Here is a 17,878-nt window from a genome sequence, read left to right on the forward strand (position 1 = left end):
GAGGGGGTGAGGGAATTTCAACTATATGAATAATTCTTATAACTTTATCACATGACCAAAAACGAAGTACATATCATACAAGCAACCATAGACAACATTAAACAATTGGTTCCTTTATTTGATGGCTATCGTGTTTTCTACAAACAAAAAAGTGACCTAGCAGCTGCCGAAGATTTTTTATCGGCACGGTTCTATAAAAAAGACTCCATCATTTTATTGGCGCTAGATGAAAATGATACTCCCATGGGTTTTACGCAACTTTATCCTAGTTTCTCTTCCGTTTCTATGCAACGTACTTTTATATTAAACGATTTATTCGTTTCAGAACATTTCAGAAAAAAAGGAGTTGGAGAAGCATTAATGAGCAAAGCAAAAGAGATTGCAATCTCAAAAAATGCCAAAGGCATTACCCTAGAAACAGAAGTCACAAACCCTGCGCAACATTTGTATGAAAGGTTAGACTGGGAAAAAGATATTGAAGTACTTCATTATACTTGGACCTCTGGGGTAGATAAGTAAGCAGTGCTCAGTGGCAGTTGGCAGACTACATCTTTTCATTGTAACTCATAAACCTATAAGGAGGCCTGCGGCAACACCTTGCAGGGTTTCGTTAGAAACACCACCCTTTAGTCCCGAAGCTTCGGGAGGAAAAAGTGTTTCGACTTCGATTTCGATTTCAGTTTCGATTTCAGTTTCTCCCGAAAGCTTTCGGGATCGATTTCATTAATCTCTCCCCCTTTAGATCGCCCTTCAAGCAAAATATAGTAGCTTTGCCAAAAATACCCAACATGGATTCTTTTCACGATTTTAAAATTAACAAACAACTGCATTATGCAATTGAGGATTTGGGGTTTACAAAACCTACCGAAATTCAACAAAAGTCGTTTGCACCTATTGGTTCTGGAAAAGATGTAGTAGGTATTGCACAAACGGGTACGGGAAAAACTTTTGCATATATGTTACCGCTTATTAGCGGACTCAAATTCTCCAAACAAACAGACCCCCGTATTTTGGTATTGGTCCCTACACGTGAATTAGTCTTGCAAGTTGTGGATGAAATAGAAAAGTTTGGAAAATACTCTTCTATTCGAGTAGTAGGTGTATATGGAGGTATTAATATCAATACCCACAAAGAAGCCGTAATGCAAGGTGCAGATATTGTAGTGGCAACTCCAGGAAGATTGTACGACTTGGTGCTAAGCAGAGCACTAAAAACAAAAAGTATCAAAAAACTGGTGATCGATGAAGTGGATGTAATGCTAGACTTAGGGTTCCGATTTCAGCTCACCAATATCTTTGAACTATTACAAGAGCAGCGTCAAAACATCATGTACTCGGCAACCATGACCGATGATGTGGAAGTATTTATCAAAGACTTTTTTAAAAACCCAACTACTATTTCTGTTGCAGTTAGCGGGACACCATTAGACAACATCAAACAAATTGCCTTTGATGTTCCTAATTTTTATACCAAAGCCAATTTGGTGGGTCACCTATTAAAAGACAAAGACACATTTACAAAAACCCTTGTTTTTGTGCCTAATAAAAAAAGAGCCGACTTATTATACGAATTACTACAAGAGCAATTCAAAGATGCGGTCGCTGTAATACACTCTAACAAAACTCAAAACTACAGGATACGTTCTATTGAAAACTTTAATGCCAACCTAACACGTATTTTAGTGACTACAGATATTATGGCGCGTGGATTAGATTTGGACAAAGTAAGTCATGTAATAAATGTTGATACGCCTAGGTTTCCAGAAAACTACATGCACCGTATTGGTAGAACGGGTCGTGCAGAAGCAGAAGGAACGTCTATTTTATTAAGCACAGAAAAAGAACAAGCAAGCAAGGAAGCCATTGAAACACTTATGGATATGACTATAGAAAAAATGGACATTCCTGAAGATGTTGAAATTTCAAAAAAGCTTACTCCAGAAGAACAACCGGTTCGTATGGAACGAGACAATCCTCACAAACAACAGTTTGAAGAAGGTGGTGAAAGTTTCCATGAAAAAAGTGAAAAGAATAGTAAAACCAATCAAGGAGGATCCTACAAAAGAACCATCAAACAGAAATACAAAAAAGCCAAAACCAAAGGCGACAAAAAATTCAATCAAAGAAATAAGAGAAAAGGAAAAAAGCCTTTTTAAAATAATGCAGTAATAAAACCAAATTTGGCATTGCTTTTGAAAACAAAACCCAAAACATCTTATCATGAAAAAAATACTACTTACACTTACAGTGCTACTTGCAGCTAACACAGTCTCTGCACAAACAACCATTATTAACAATAATACCAATGTAAATGTTGGCGTAAATACAGGAGACATTAATATAGGTATGGATGTAGAAATTAATGAGTCTACACAAACTACCATTCAAGAAGACGCACTTATTGTTGAAGAAACAGAAACCGATTGCTATGTAATGGGCAGCACCGATTTTATTGATCTTAAAGATAGTATTGCAAATAAGAGTTTTGAAGATTCTAAGCTTACTCTAGCCAAACAAATCACGAGAAGCAACTGCCTTACTGCTACACAAATCAAAAAAATCATGTTGTTATTTGATTTCGAAAGCACCAAATTAGAATTTGCAAAACATGCCTATCCTGCATGCTACAATCCAGAAAACTACTGGAAAGTAAATGACGCATTTGAATTTGAAATGACCATCGATGAATTAAACGAATTTATCGAAGAGCAATAGGCTTCTTTATTTTTAAAACATCTTTTTTAATAGTTTTCCAATGTCCGGTTGAGCGCAGTCGAAACCTATCGTAACTTTCAATAAAAAATAGTTCTCATCCCGAGGCTTCGGGAGAACTCGAACAGACAACTCCCAATATTTTAAAAATAGTACTTTTACATCAAAATCTTAGGTCCAATGCGCATTGATATTATTACCGTATTACCAGAATTACTAAAGAGTCCTTTCGAGGCCTCTATACTCAAACGCGCCATTGAAAAAGGCCTTGTAGAAGTACATTTACACAACCTTAGAGATTTTGCAACTAATAGTTACAATCAAATAGACGATTATCAATTTGGTGGTGGAGCCGGTATGGTCATGATGATTGAACCCATCGACAAATGTATTAGCGGCCTAAAAGCAGAGCGCGATTACGATGAAGTTATCTACATGACTCCCGAAGGAGAAACACTCGATCAAGGCATTGCCAATCAGCTTTCCTTAAAAGGAAATATCATTATTTTATGTGGACATTATAAAGGAGTCGATCAACGTGTGCGCGATCAATTTGTGACCAAAGAAATATCGGTAGGCGACTATGTACTTAGCGGTGGTGAACTTGCTGCAGCTATTGTTTGTGATGCTGTTATTCGTCTCATTCCCGGAGTGCTTGGCAATGAAACCAGCGCACTTACCGATAGCTTTCAAGATGATTTATTAGCACCTCCTATTTATACAAGACCCGCAGAATACAAAGGCTGGAAAGTACCAGATGTTTTGTTGAGTGGTCACGCTGGCAACATAGAAAAATGGCGTGAAGAGGAGGCCTATAAAAATACCCAAAAAAGAAGACCCGATTTATTAGAAGAATAAGTCTAACTTCGGAAATTTTAATACTCCAATTGCTGTCCAAATTGTACAATGTAATTGCGTAAATGGGTGTTGACATGCAATTTATTTTTGGTTACCTTGAACTAAAAATATCTCATCATGAAAAAACTAGCACTACTACTCGTATTATTACTTATATCTAGTCCCTTACTTGCGCAAGATAATCTAGGATACCAAAAGCCTTCAAAAGAAATTTTAGACCTTGTAAACACTCCTTTAGCACCCTCGGTATTATTGGATGACAAGGCAGAAAATGTGGTACTCCTCTATCGAGATGCCTATAAAAGTATTGCCGAATTATCGGAAACCGAACTTCGTTTAGGCGGATTAAGAATAAACCCAAAAACCAATATTGGAAGTCGCACCAACTATTGGAACAACATTAAAATTAAAAAAGCCTTAAGTGAAACCGTTAAAGAAATTAGCGGTTTGCCTAGTAATCCAAGGTTATCAAATTTTACTTGGTCTCCCAATCAAAAAATGATTGCTTGCTTAAATACAACTTCAACGGGAGCAGAAGTTTGGGTACTTGATATTGAAAAAGCTTCTGTAAAAAAATTGACAGATGCTACTGTAAATGCTAACATGGGGAATGCCATTAGTTGGTTTAAAGATAGTAGCTCATTGTTGGTGAAAATGTTACCTAGCAATAGAAAACAGCTCATTAATACAAATGAAGCTGTTCCTTCGGGGCCCACGGTTACCGTAAGTGATGGACAAAAAGCTCAAAACAGAACCTACCAGGATTTATTAAAAAACCCTAATGATGAAGCAAACTTTCAAACCCTTGCTATTTCCGAATTAAAAAAAGTAACCTTGAGTGGTAACATTTCAGAATTTATGCCGGCTGCTATGTATCGTTCCATTAGTTTTTCTCCTAATGGAGAATATGTGATGATTACAGAAATTAAAACACCATTTTCATACCTAGTGCCTTATTATAGATTTCCATACACGCAAACCGTGTATACCCAGAAAGGAAAGCAAATCTCCATGATAAATAATGTGCCCTTAGATGAAGTAAGACCCAAAGGTTTTATGGCCACTAGAACTGGCAAACGTGACTTTAGTTGGAGAGGCGATAAACCTGCAAGCCTTGTATATGCTGTTGCACAAGACAATGGAGATCCAGAAATTAAGGTGAAATACAGAGATATTGTGTACCAATTAGAAGCTCCTTTTAATGGAGATGGAAATGAAATTCTAAAAGTCGAAAATAGATTTTCTGGCATTACTTGGGGAAATGACTATACAGCCATAGCATATGATTATTGGTGGAATGACAGAAATACCAAAACCTATCTCTTTAACCCATCTACCAAAGGAAAAGCAACGATTATTAGTGATAGAAACTACCAAGATCAATACAGTGACCCTGGTAATTTTGTCACTACAAAAAACCAATACAATAGATATGTACTAGATATTAATGACGGACTTGCCTATTTAATGGGTGATGGCTATTCTGAAAAAGGACAATTCCCATTTATAGACCAATACAACCTGGTAACAAAAGATACCAAACGCTTATACCAATCTAGTTACACCAACAAGAAAGAAGACATTCGCGATGCTATTGATATGAAAAATGGTAAAATCCTTGTTCGTATAGAATCTAAAAATGAATACCCTAATTACTATTTTAGGGACATTACTAAAAAAGAAGGATTAACACCAGTGACTGCATTTGAAAATCCTTTTAAGAGTATTCAAAATGTACATAAAGAAGTTATTAAATACAAACGTGACGATGGTTTAGATTTAGAAGGGACCCTATACCTACCTGCTGGTTATACCAAAGAAACTAGCAAAAATCTACCTATGATTTTATGGGCCTATCCAAGAGAATTTAAAGACAAAAGTAGTGCCTCACAAAGTACCAGCAATCCAAACGAGTTTACATTTCCGTTTTGGGGAAGTCCTATCTACTGGGTCACCAAAGGCTATGTAGTGTTAGACGATGCAGCCTTCCCAATTGTTGGTGAAGGAGATGAGCAACCCAATGACACCTTTAGAACACAATTGGTAGCCAATGCAAAAGCCGCGATTGATGCCGTTGACAAATTAGGCTATATTGATAGAGATCGTATTGCAGTTGGCGGACACAGTTATGGCGCCTTCATGGTGGCAAATTTACTAAGTCATTCAAACCTATTTGCGGCGGGAATTGCAAGAAGTGGTGCTTATAATAGAACCCTTACCCCTTTTGGTTTTCAGAGCGAAGAACGTAGTTATTGGGATTCTCCAGAAACCTACTACACCATGTCACCTTTTATGCATGCCGATAAAATGAAAACACCATTACTGTTAGTTCATGGACAAGCCGATAATAATTCAGGGACTTACCCACTACAGAGTGAACGCTATTTTAATGCTTTAAAGGGTTTAGGAGCTCCTGCAAGGTTGGTCATGTTACCAAAAGAAAGCCACGGATACAGAGCAAAAGAAAGTATTTTACATTTACTATGGGAGCAAGATGAATGGCTTGAAAAACATGTAAAAAACAAAAACAGCAACACGTTGAATGTCACCAAAGAGATAAAAAAATAACAGGATACAAACAAAAAGGAAGGCAACCAGCCTTCCTTTTTTAAACAACCTAACCAATAAAATAGTAGGTAACAAAGATTGAAAACTACTATCTATTATAATTAAAGATACATATTTTGTTTAATATATTTTACTAATAGTTAAACATTATTAATTTTTTAACGTCTTAAAATTGTTCACTAAAACTTTAGCTCCTAAGTCATTCATCAAATTATAGAGTCCAAAAAAGGTTCTATTAATATATAGGAAGTGTTTTGAACCTCTGTTTCCGTTCATTTTACGTATCTCGGTATCTTTAGAATACTTCTCACTTAAATCGGCAATCTTACTAAAGAAGGTAGCATCACTAAAATCAAATGTTTCACTATGCATGGGTTGGGTAAACAAACTCAGCATTTCATGAAACAAGGCAGAAAAGAATTTAATTTCTGCTGGAGTATCCGTAGGCGTTAAAATCTCTAAAGCATATAACTTCTCAGTAAATACTTCTGGGTTATTAATATTTTCTGGCACCGCCAGTTCGAAATACGGGATATAAAATTCTTCAGGTACCTGTTTAATACAACCAAAATCTATGGCTACTAAATCTCCTGTTTTGGTCACCAAGAAATTTCCAGGATGCGGATCAGCATGCACGCGTTTCAATTCATGCATTTGAAACATGTAAAAATCCCATAGTGCTTGTCCTAATTGGTTTGCTAAATCCTTGTCTGTGTTATGCTTAGTAAACTCACTCAAGTGCTCCCCTTCCATCCAATCCATAGTGATGATGCGCTCGTTGGATAATGCTGGATAGTACTTCGGAAATGTTAGATGCGGAATATGGCTACAGTCACTCACCATTTGTTGACTTTGCTCCACCTCTAGTACATAATTGGTTTCTTCGAGCAACTTCCCTTCTACTTCTTTAAAGTATTTATCACTGTCTTTCCCCTTAATATTAAACATCTTCATAGCAATGGGTTTTACCATCGCTAAATCACTGCTAATACTTTCTGCCACCCCAGGATATTGTATTTTAACCGCTAAAGCCTTTCCATCTTTGGTGGCCTTGTGCACTTGTCCGATACTTGCCGCTGCAACAGATGCTGGGTTAAAACTATCGTAGAGATCTTCCGGAAACGCATTAAAATACTTATAAAATGTTTTTCGAACCAAAGGAGCCGACAAAGGTGGTACAGAAAATTGCGCCAATGAGAATTGCTCCACATAGGCCTTGGGCAATATGTTCTTTTCCATGCTCAACATTTGGGCTACTTTCAACGCCGAACCCTTGAGACTTTTTAAACCATCATAGATGTCGCTTGCGTTATTTTGGTTTAGTTTATCCTTGGCATTTTCTGGATCTATGATTTTGTCACCATAATATTTAAGTTGATTTACACCAACCTTTACGCCTGTTTTTACGAGTTTTGAGGCTCTTGATATCTTGCCCGTAGGAATGCTATCTATTGTTTTCATAGGCAGTGCCTGTTACGGCTTTTATGTAGTATGTTTTCTGAAATATTCCTATCCCAGAAATTGTTTTAATTCATTTTCTCTTTCCACAAGAATTTCCCAAAATCTAGGATACTCTCTAAGGGAGTAGTTTCAAACACATCAAAAATGGCACGCACCGATTTTTCGATAGCAACATCAGTTTTCTCGAAGGATGGCGAGTTATCTTCCATCCAGTACTTTAAAATGAACATTGTTTGTAACCAAGCACCTTCACTAAACACAGATACAGGCTGCTTTAATATCTTAAAGGACTTCTCGTCGTTCTTCTCATTGATGAGCGTTCCTGCAAATTCTTTGACATGTGTTCTTAAATCTTTAAGCTGTTTCATGTTTTTCATCATATCACGATGCTCATTTAGTGCGAACATGACATAACTTCTATTGGCAGTTAATAACTCAAAAAAAGTGAAGAAAAATGTCAGCATTTTTTCTTGGTTGTTAAACTCCTCGTAGGCAGGATTTTTTTGTCCTAACTTCATGGCATGATCAAAAAAGGTTGTCCAAATACCACGTTGGAGTCCTTCAAAGCTTCCAAAGAACTTATAGAAATCAGATTCAGACATGTTATGTTCTTTGGTGAACTTAAAAACACTTTTGGGCGTTTTTTCATGTTCTAAGACATATTCCATATAGGCAGAGACTATGGTATCTCTAGTAATTACCTTCTTTTTGGTAGTCGTTTTTTTCTTTGTAGTAGTGGTCTTTTTTGTTGCCATAACACTGTTTTTTAGGATACTGTAAAAATACAAAATGTTTAATCTTGAAGTCGCTTCGTTAAACACAATATTCTGTTAAAAGTGGAGTGTATATTCTATAGACTTCAATTTCCCTCACCCCCAACCCCTCTCCCGCTGAGAGGGGAAATTTCTTTTAAGTTGTCACCCTGAGCTTGTCGAAGGGTAATTCTCAATTTTGATATAAACCTACAAGGATCATTATACCTCCTCATACCTTGCAGGTTTCAGTTTCGATTTCGATTTCTCCCGAAAGCTTTCGGGATCAAGTCAAAATTCCCTCACCCCCAACCCCTCTCCCGCTGAGAGGGGAAATTTCTTTTAATTTGTCACCCTGAGCTTGTCGAAGGGTAATTCTCAATTTTGATATAAACCTACAAGGATCATTATACCTCCTCATACCTTGCAGGTTTCAGTTTCGATTTCGATTTCTCCCGAAAGCTTTCGGGATCAAGTCAAAATTCCCTCACCCCCAACCCCTCTCCCGCTGAGAGGGGAGCATTTTTCATTTTCGACTTCGATTTCGATTTGCGTTAAGGATGGAAGCGGCATCCTTTTGTGAGGTACGAACAAAAGATATAGCAGACAGCCTGACCCAGCCCTTAGGACGGGGAACGCCAAAAAATAAGTCACATAATTACACTTGAGGTTTTAATAAAATCTTCTTTAGGCTACTCATGGAATTTAAAAGCTTATCTTGCTGAAGCTCGGAAACCGTTTTTGAAGAATCTCTACCCAACATTTTCTATGAAATATCTTTTTTTTGCTTTGTTTACAGTGATTCTTTTATGTACAGTAACAGTACAATCGCAAACAAATACCCTCAGCCAAAATATTGAAAATCTTAAAACACTCATCCAGGATACCGAAAACGAAGAACGAGTTGTTTTAACAGATAGCTTAATTCGTCTAATTGAGTTTAATGAAGAGTACAAATATGATTCTATCATTAAAGCGAATATTACATTAGCTCTAGAAATAAAATCTTTTACCAGTGCTACTCGAAATACCGGTGATTTAATTTATTACAAAACAAACATTCTGGGAGATGTTGAGGAAAGTTTGAGAATTTTCAAAAATTTTGAAGGCAAAGAAAAAGGTTCTAAAAACTTTATGTATGCTGCTAATATATATTCATATACGGGTGATACCTATTATATATTAAGAGATATGGAGAATAGCTTAAATGTGTTGCAAACGGCAATGCAATATGCAATTAAGGGAAAAAACGAAAGACAGATTGCCTCCATAAAACAGAGATTTGGTAATGCACATATAGAACTTGGCAATTTTTCTGAAGCCATTAGCTATTTAAAAGACGCAAGTACAGTATTCCGAAAAACTAAAGATACAATTCAATTAATAAATACCAATACTTCACTCTCTGTACTTTATAGTCAAAATGAATTTTACAAAGAAGCCGAAAATGTAAGAAACGAGGCTATAGCATTGGCAAAATCTGGAAAGTTACCCGTATTAACTCCTTTATACTATAATGCAGCACTAGATTATAGAAATCAAGGTGATAACGATAATTGGATAAAATATTTACTACTGACCGAAAATGAGGTAAAAACATCTGAATACCGAGTTAGAATAGAGCCTAATGTTTTAAATAATTTAGTGATTGCCTATGCAAGTACGGACAGTATTAGTAAAGCTGAGGCCTATCTACTTGAAGTTGAAAACAGCCCTAACAATTATACCACAGGTGGAAATAAAACCTATTATATAGAAGCATTAAAGCAGTTAAACTTTGCTAAGCGTAATTACACTAATGCTTTAAAGTATGGAAAGGAACACTTAGCTTTAAAAAGAGCAGAAGATGGTTTTGTTGAAATATATAATGCTGAAAAGTTTGTAGCAGACGTCTATGAGCAACTAGGAGATGTACCTAAAAAAAATGTGCATTTAAATGCTTATTACAAGATAAAAGATTCTATTTCTAGTATTAAAAATGTTCAAAACATGTCCTATTACCAAACTAAGTTTGAAACTTCACTCAAGGAAAATGAAATTATAAAACAAGATTCAGAAATCAAACAATTAGAAAGTGACAAGAAAATCGCCAAAGGCAAACAAAAAATACTCTATACCATTTTAATTGCATCCTTTTTATTAATGGCTGGTTTAACCTATTATTTATTGGAAAGAGCCAAACGTAAGCGAAAGGTTATTGCCGAGCAATTAACACTAAGCAAAGAAGAATTAACTTCTTTTACTAAAGAAATGCTTGTAAAAAGTAAAGAACAGGAGGTACTCAAAAAGGAAATTGATTCTTTAAAATCTTTATATGGAGAGAAAGAAGAACATATAGAATTGCAAGAACTAGTAGATTCTAGAATTTTAACAAATGAAGATTGGGCTACTTTTAAAAGTAAATTCACCAATGTGCACAAGCACTTTTTTATTGACCTCAAAAATAGAGGCTTCAATTTTTCTGATGCTGAAGAGCGTCTTATTTCATTAGAAAAATTAACCATTAAAACCAATGAAATAGCAAACATGCTTGGTATCTCTCCAGATAGTGTTCATACTTCCAGATACAGGCTTCGAAAAAAACTAAACATCTCTAAAGAGGTTTCTATTATTGATTTTTTAAAATCATAAGGTTTACTTTTTGTAGTACAAAGAACATTGCAATTTTTTTATTAATACATCAAAACCCTTGTAAAACATGGGTTTTGATGTATGTATATGCGTTGTCTAGAACTTTGTCTAGACTCCTTTTTAGTTTCCTTGCCACATTATAATTCTATTTGTCCTCACAGATGGGCTATCGTTTACCATCGATGCACATCACCTAATTATAAAAGGACATGACAAACACAGAAAGACAAACTATCAAGGAACATTTAATAAAAACAATACTTTCTAACAACTCACTGCAAATGGATTGGAATGCCAATAAGGAGCAATTTAATAGCATCTATCCAGATTTCTTTTACCCTTTTCAAATACAAGGCATTTACCTAACCCATAAAGAGGAACAATTATTACTATTAGAAACACTCCTTTTTAATACAAATAGCATTGCAAAAATATTGGGAATTTTACCCAATAGTGTGTATACAAGCAGGTATCGATTAAATAAAAAAATAAACGAAGCTAGATTTCAAATAATTGATATACAACAACTTAAATAGATGTCTAGATTTTTGTCTAGACCTCTTTTTACAATTTTCTTGCTTCTCAACATACATTTGACAACAAATACTATTTAAAATAACAAACAACTAAATAATACATTATGAAAAAGTCAATTACATTTTTAATACTATCCCTTTTTTGCTTTATGCATGGGTATACACAAACCGAAACCTTTACCGTCCAAAATACGGGAGCAGTTACATATTTACCTGATTGTGATCTTTCTCTAGATGGAGGACTCGTAGGTAATTTTTTCTTAGACGTGAATACCATTAGTGGTGTTATAGGCGACAACTGGGTTATTGACAATATCATGATTGATATTGCACATCAAAATGTAGGAGATTTATTTATAACTATGTCTGTGCCTGCTAATGATAAAAATTTACTTTTGACATTATTTGATGGTGGTACAGGTAATAATTTCTCTAATACTATATTCGCACCATATGCCACAACCTCTATTTCTGATGGTGTTGCCCCATTTTCGGGGGTATATTTACCTCGCGGTACCTTTTCGTTTCTAGATGGTTCTGATCTTAATGGATTTTGGAGACTTAAAGTTTGTGATAGTCAAGATAATGATATTTCAGGTTTGGTACTTGGGGCTTCTATTACGTTTATGAGAAAATGCCCACCTCCTACAAATCTTGTAGTGTCTAACATTACAAATACTACGGCTCGATTAACCTGGACTCCGGGAGCTAACGAATCTTCTTGGGATTTAATAGCACAACAAGCAGGTTCAGCAGCACCAGCTCCCAGTGATATACCAAGTACAACACTAACAAGTCCATCAATCAACTTAATATCTCCTATTGTTGGTCTTAGTGTTGATGCATATGTAAGAGCAAATTGCGGAGGAGGCTCAGTTGGTGATTGGGTAAAAAAGAGTTATTCACACACCAATTTTTGTGAACCCACAAGTTATGAAAGCATACAAATAGAAAGTACTTTCTTTGATGGGGCTTCTTTTAGTTGGGATACCGTTGTTGATACTGATTGGAATATAGGGCTAAGAAATGTAACATTTGGGGAACCACCATTTACCAACTCGTACACTGTTTTTGACACGTATAGTGTTTCTTCTACAGCGTATTCTATAAATGGTTTACAACAAGCAAATGATTACGAATTATGGCTACAACCAGATTGTGCCTCAGGTACAAACAATCACTGGCAAGGTCCTTTCCTTTTTACAACGGGTACACTAGTAGTATGCGTAGGCGCCAGTGATTTAGGAGCTTCTAACATTACACAAACCGAAGCCACCTTAACATGGACGCCAGGAGGATCAACGCCAATAGATGCGTGGAATCTTGAAATAGTTGATCTCACCGCCGGAGAAACATTGACAGGTACACCCACCGTTTCTAACCTTACATCACCAACATATAATGCTACTGGTTTAATTCCAGACCATGAGTACCAATTTGATGTACAAGCTGTTTGCGGTTCTAACAGTTCTGGCCCCCATACGTTTTCAACCTTAGCCATTGGTGATTGCTTAGACTTCACCGTTTATGGCACTGCAGGTACCTGGAGCAATGGAGAACCAGACGCCACAAAAAGAGCTATTTTTATAAGCAATTATGATACATCCCTCGGAAATATTACAGCCTGCAAAATAGTCGTTTCAAATGGAGCCACATTAACCATTAACGCAGGAGAATTTGCCTTGATAGATAACGATATTACAGTTGAAGCTGGAAGTACAATTGAAGTAGCACACCAAGGAAGTATTGTACAAGTTTTAGAGAATGCAACGGTAACTAATAATGGTACAATTAACGTAAATGTTACTACGGCAAACCTAAAACCACGTGACTTCATGGTACTAGGAAATCCTATGACAGCAGATATACCTGAAGGATTGGACAATCTTATTTTTAGAATACTAAATCATACAACAACAAATTTCCGTCCGCATCCAGATGTTCAAATGGCATTTCCTGGTGGCGCTAACTTTGTTGATGAAGACAGTAATGACTGGACAAACTTTGCTAGTAACTTTACTCCAGGTGAAGGGTATTTAGTATGGCCACAAGTATCTATAGAAGATGGAAATCAAACCTATGATTTACGTTACTCTCAAGGAACCTTAAACAACGGAACCATTACGTATGCATTAGATTACAACACAACAGGAACTGGAACTGGAACTTCGTCATTGAACAAAAATGCAAGTTCAAATATGTTAGCAAACCCTTATGCATCTGCTATTTCAGCATTAGATTTTAGAACTACAAATAGCGCAATTGATGAGCTTTATTTTTGGGAGCATAATACAACACCCGGAGCATTTCCGGGCGCAAATTCAGCTAATTTTAACATGGCAGACATCTCGACCTATAATGCTACTGGTTTTAATCCAGCATCTACAGGAAGTCCTATTGCTGCAACAGCTGGAGATATTATGATTGCTACGGGACAAGGTTTTGGTATAAAGAATAATGGAACCAATGAAGGTTCTGGTCAAAATGCTACGTTTACAAATGCGATGCGTCGTGTTGATGGTAATAATACACTCCGTTCACCAGAAAACCAAGATAATATCTGGTTGACAATTAACAGTAATGATTACCAACTGGCTAGTTCAGCGCTAATTGGTTTTACAAATCAAGCAACGCCAGGATATGATGCAGGATACGATAGTGATCGTTTGGGAGTACCCGTTTCATTGTACTCTCATTTAATAGACGGTACAGCGGCACTAGGTATTCAAGGACGTGAGACTTTTACTATGGATGCGCAAGTATCGCTTGGTTTCTCATCTCAAATTGCTGAGGATGCAGCGTATACAATTTCAATACTGAATATTGTTGGTCCAAATATTGAAGCTGCAACGATTTATTTAAGAGATACTCAAACTGGTAGTATTACTAATCTTTCTGAAACACCTTATTCATTTAACAGTCCAATGGGTACGTTTGATAATAGGTTTACATTGCAATTTATAGATGAGAGTATTCTAAGTACTTCGGAAATTTTAATGGCCAACATTGCTTTATTTCCAAACCCAACGAGCGGAATCGTTAAAGTTTCATCGCCACAAACTGAAATTTTAAGCATTCAAGTTAGTGACATTCAAGGAAGAATCATAAGCAAACAAACACTTGCTAGCAAAAACGCAGTGATAGATTTGACCACGAAAAGTGCAGGAATCTACTTTATTGAAATCAATACAGAAGCAGGTCGTATTGTTAAAAAAGTGATCCGAAAATAGAAGACACGTTAGTCATTCTAAAATTACAGGTATCAAAAGCCGCTTTCATTAATTTGAAAGTGGCTTTTTTGTTATAACTCCCCTACATAGTGAAGTTAACATTTTGTTTCAATTTGTCAGTCTGTCCCGAAGCTTCGGGAGTCAAAGGGTTGTTTTAAACCTCGGGCTTCGACAGAATCAGCCTGACAATACTATTTCAACTTCAATTTCGGTTTCGACTTCTCCCGAAAGCTTTCGGGATCAAGTCAAAATTACCTCACCCCCAACCCCTCTCCCGCTGAGAGGGGAGATTTTTGTTTTCGCCTTCGATTTCTCCCGAAGCTTCGGGATTGATTTCAGTTTCCCATATGTCATCCTGTCACAAAATCAAGTATGGTACTTTGTTTGACTATGGGTTAATGGAAACTAATATTTCCGACCGCATGTCGCCATAGCTTCAGCGGTGGAAAAAAAATAAAAATTATAATTCAATAAATAATATATCCATGAGTACAGGAACTATTAATGTATCGGTAGAAAATATTTTCCCGTTAATCAAGAAGTTTTTATACAGTGATCACGAAATCTTTTTACGTGAATTAGTTAGTAACGCAACAGATGCCACCTTAAAATTAAAACACCTTACCAACATTGGTGAAGCCAAAGTAGATTATGGCAACCCTATAATTGAGGTAAAAGTAGATAAAGAAGGTAAAAAACTACACATCATTGATCAAGGTATTGGTATGACGTTAGACGAGGTTGAAAAATACATCAACCAAATTGCCTTTTCTGGTGCCGAAGAATTCATCGAAAAATACAAAGACAAAAAAGGAGAAGAAGCTGGAATTATTGGTCATTTTGGTCTTGGGTTCTATTCTGCTTTTATGGTAGCAGACAAAGTAGAAATCATCACCAAAAGCTACAAAGATGCCCCAGCTGCACATTGGAGCTGTGATGGTTCTCCAAACTATACCTTAGAAGAAACCACCAAAGAAGAAAGAGGTACCGAAATCATCTTACATATTAGTGAAGAGGAAGTATCCTTCTTAGAAGATGGTAAAATCACAGAACTTTTAACGAAGTACAACAAGTTTATGCCAATTCCAATTAAGTTTGGAATGAAGACAGAAACACTTCCAAAGCCAGAAGATGCGAAAGAAGAAGATCCAGCTCCAACGCAAGAAGTAGATAACATCATTAACAATCCAAGTCCAGCTTGGACCAAACAACCTAGTGATTTAAAAGACGAAGATTACAGCAAATTCTACAGAGAGCTGTATCCAATGCAGTTTGAAGAGCCTTTGTTTAACATTCACCTTAATGTAGATTATCCTTTCAATCTTACAGGAATTTTATACTTCCCGAAGATGAATAAAGACATGCAGATTCAAAAAGACAGAATCCAATTGTATCAAAATCAGGTGTTTGTAACCGATAATGTAGAAGGTATTGTACCTGAGTTTTTAACCATGCTTCGCGGGGTGATTGATTCTCCAGACATCCCATTAAATGTATCGCGTAGTTACTTGCAAGCTGATGGCGCTGTAAAGAAAATCTCTAGCTACATCACCCGTAAAGTAGCAGACAAGCTAAAGAGTTTGTTTAAAAACAACCGAGAAGACTTTGAAGCGAAATGGGACGACATTAAAATAGTGATTGAATACGGAATGCTCACCGAAGAAAAATTCTTTGACAAAGCACAAGAATTTATGCTCTACCCAACTGTGGATGGAACGTACTACACCTTTGCAGAGTTAAAAGAAAAATTGGCAGCTGCACAAACCGATAAAGATGACAAACTAGTATTGTTATATGCTAGTGACAAAGAAGAGCAACACAGTTATATTGCTGCAGCAAAAGACAAAGGATATGAGGTCTTATTATTAGATTCTCCAATTATTTCACACCTTATCCAGAAGATGGAAACGTCTCAGGAGAAGATCTCTTTTGCACGTGTAGACGGAGACCATGTAGATAATTTAATTAAAAAGGACGAGGAAGCGATTTCTAAACTTTCAGAAGAAGAAAAAGAAACCTTAAAAACCTTTTTAACAGAGACTATTCCTGCTGAGAAATTCTCTGTACAGCTAGAGGCTATGGATAGCAATGCAAATCCATTTATTATTACCGAGCCAGAATTTATGCGTCGTATGAAAGAGATGCAACAAACTGGAGGTGGTGGTATGTTTGGTATGGGCAACATGCCAGACATGTACAACTTACTGGTAAATACAAATCATGCCCTAGTTTCTGAAATATTAAACACCAAGACCGCTAAGAAAAAAGAACGTTTGGTGAATCAAGCGTTAGACTTAGCAAAACTCTCGAAAGGCTTGTTAAAAGGCGAAGACATGACAGCGTTTATCAAACGAAGTTATGAGATGATAAAATAAGCTGATAGCTATTTAAAAACAAAACCTTCTATTGTAATAAATAGAAGGTTTTTTAATTTGGTTCCTTGTTGTAAGGATTATAGTTGATTATTGAACGATTTTTTAATTAATTGAGACTTGCTATTAATTTCTAACACCTTGTAAATATTTTTAATATGACTCCGTACTGTATCAATAGACACATACAAATCATCGGCAATCATCTTATAACTTTTCCCTGAAAGAATTCCATTTACAACATCCATTTGCCGATCTGTTAACAAGCGTTCGTTTGACTTTTTAGGCATGTAATGTGTTGCTAAATTTCTAGCAATAGCAGGTGACATATAAGAACCCCCTTCATTTACAATTTGCACCGCTTCTCCAATCTTTTTTAATGTTACGCGCTTAGAGGTATATGAACAAGCTCCATTGCTTAAGGCCTTAATAATAATAGAAGTTTCTTCAATGGTAGTAAGCATGATAATATCTAATGCAGGACAAGCTTTTTTAATTTGAGGGATACCCTCTATACCAGAAATGCCTGGTAAATTGATATCTAATAACATAATAGATGGCAATGTGTCTAGGCTACCAATAGTATCTAAAAAATCTTCTACAGAATAAGAAGCTACAACAACGGTAACATTTTCTTGTGCTCCAAAAAACTCACACAAACTATGTTGTATAGTTGGATCGTCTTCTATTATAGCCAGATTAATAGTATTCATACCTTTTTATTGAGATTATAAATATACTGAAGCAAAACAAGAACC

The 17,878-nt window shown here is 36.1% G+C and carries 12 protein-coding genes; 9 read left to right on the forward strand and 3 right to left on the reverse strand.

What is annotated here, in order from left to right:
• The first annotated feature begins 51 nt into the window (after nt 1-51).
• The 5 genes from ACY2RS_RS13875 to ACY2RS_RS13895 all read left to right on the forward strand — a co-directional run bounded on the left by ACY2RS_RS13875 (nt 52) and on the right by ACY2RS_RS13895 (nt 6,138).
• Entirely contained in the window at nt 52-519 is a 468-nt protein-coding gene (locus ACY2RS_RS13875; RefSeq protein ID WP_490099265.1) for a GNAT family N-acetyltransferase, read from the forward strand.
• A 269-nt stretch (nt 520-788) separates the two neighbouring features.
• A complete protein-coding gene (locus tag ACY2RS_RS13880) occupies nt 789-2,156 on the forward strand; it encodes a DEAD/DEAH box helicase (protein WP_490099266.1) in 1,368 nt (455 codons plus the stop codon).
• A 64-nt stretch (nt 2,157-2,220) separates the two neighbouring features.
• Complete coding sequence (locus ACY2RS_RS13885; protein WP_490099267.1) at nt 2,221-2,715, forward strand: proline and serine-rich protein 1 family protein; 495 nt, start codon at nt 2,221-2,223, stop codon at nt 2,713-2,715.
• Nucleotides 2,716-2,892: 177 nt separating this feature from the next.
• Nucleotides 2,893-3,570 carry a tRNA (guanosine(37)-N1)-methyltransferase TrmD gene (gene trmD, locus ACY2RS_RS13890; protein WP_490099268.1) on the forward strand — a complete coding sequence of 226 codons (678 nt, stop codon included), beginning with the start codon at nt 2,893-2,895 and terminating at the stop codon, nt 3,568-3,570.
• A gap of 117 nt (nt 3,571-3,687) precedes the next feature.
• Nucleotides 3,688-6,138 carry an alpha/beta hydrolase family protein gene (locus ACY2RS_RS13895; RefSeq protein WP_490099269.1) on the forward strand — a complete coding sequence of 817 codons (2,451 nt, stop codon included), beginning with the start codon at nt 3,688-3,690 and terminating at the stop codon, nt 6,136-6,138.
• 150 nt (nt 6,139-6,288) lie between these two features.
• Here the strand turns inward: ACY2RS_RS13895 and ACY2RS_RS13900 are convergent, their stop codons facing one another.
• Together ACY2RS_RS13900 and ACY2RS_RS13905 are read right to left on the reverse strand one after the other, a co-directional pair.
• A complete protein-coding gene (locus ACY2RS_RS13900) occupies nt 6,289-7,599 on the reverse strand; it encodes an ABC1 kinase family protein (RefSeq protein WP_490099270.1) in 1,311 nt (436 codons plus the stop codon).
• A gap of 65 nt (nt 7,600-7,664) precedes the next feature.
• Complete coding sequence (locus ACY2RS_RS13905; RefSeq protein WP_490099271.1) at nt 7,665-8,354, reverse strand: TetR family transcriptional regulator C-terminal domain-containing protein; 690 nt, start codon at nt 8,352-8,354, stop codon at nt 7,665-7,667.
• Between the two features lie 765 nt (nt 8,355-9,119).
• Here ACY2RS_RS13905 and ACY2RS_RS13910 point away from each other — a divergent pair.
• The 4 genes from ACY2RS_RS13910 to htpG all read left to right on the forward strand — a co-directional run bounded on the left by ACY2RS_RS13910 (nt 9,120) and on the right by htpG (nt 17,123).
• On the forward strand, nt 9,120-10,982 hold the full coding sequence (locus ACY2RS_RS13910; RefSeq protein WP_490099272.1) for a hypothetical protein: 1,863 nt from the start codon (nt 9,120-9,122) through the stop codon (nt 10,980-10,982).
• 209 nt (nt 10,983-11,191) lie between these two features.
• Nucleotides 11,192-11,518 (forward strand): hypothetical protein, encoded by a 327-nt coding sequence (locus ACY2RS_RS13915; protein ID WP_490099273.1) that lies wholly within the window; start codon nt 11,192-11,194, stop codon nt 11,516-11,518.
• A gap of 104 nt (nt 11,519-11,622) precedes the next feature.
• Nucleotides 11,623-14,748 carry a DUF8693 domain-containing protein gene (locus ACY2RS_RS13920; protein ID WP_490099274.1) on the forward strand — a complete coding sequence of 1,042 codons (3,126 nt, stop codon included), beginning with the start codon at nt 11,623-11,625 and terminating at the stop codon, nt 14,746-14,748.
• A gap of 485 nt (nt 14,749-15,233) precedes the next feature.
• Complete coding sequence (gene htpG / locus ACY2RS_RS13925; RefSeq protein ID WP_490099275.1) at nt 15,234-17,123, forward strand: molecular chaperone HtpG; 1,890 nt, start codon at nt 15,234-15,236, stop codon at nt 17,121-17,123.
• A gap of 77 nt (nt 17,124-17,200) precedes the next feature.
• On the opposite strand, the gene ACY2RS_RS13930 is transcribed toward htpG, so the two are convergent.
• Complete coding sequence (locus ACY2RS_RS13930; protein ID WP_490099276.1) at nt 17,201-17,833, reverse strand: response regulator; 633 nt, start codon at nt 17,831-17,833, stop codon at nt 17,201-17,203.
• Nucleotides 17,834-17,878: the final 45 nt, after the last annotated feature.

It is taken from the genome of Patiriisocius sp. 208BN25-11 (genome assembly GCF_058147145.1).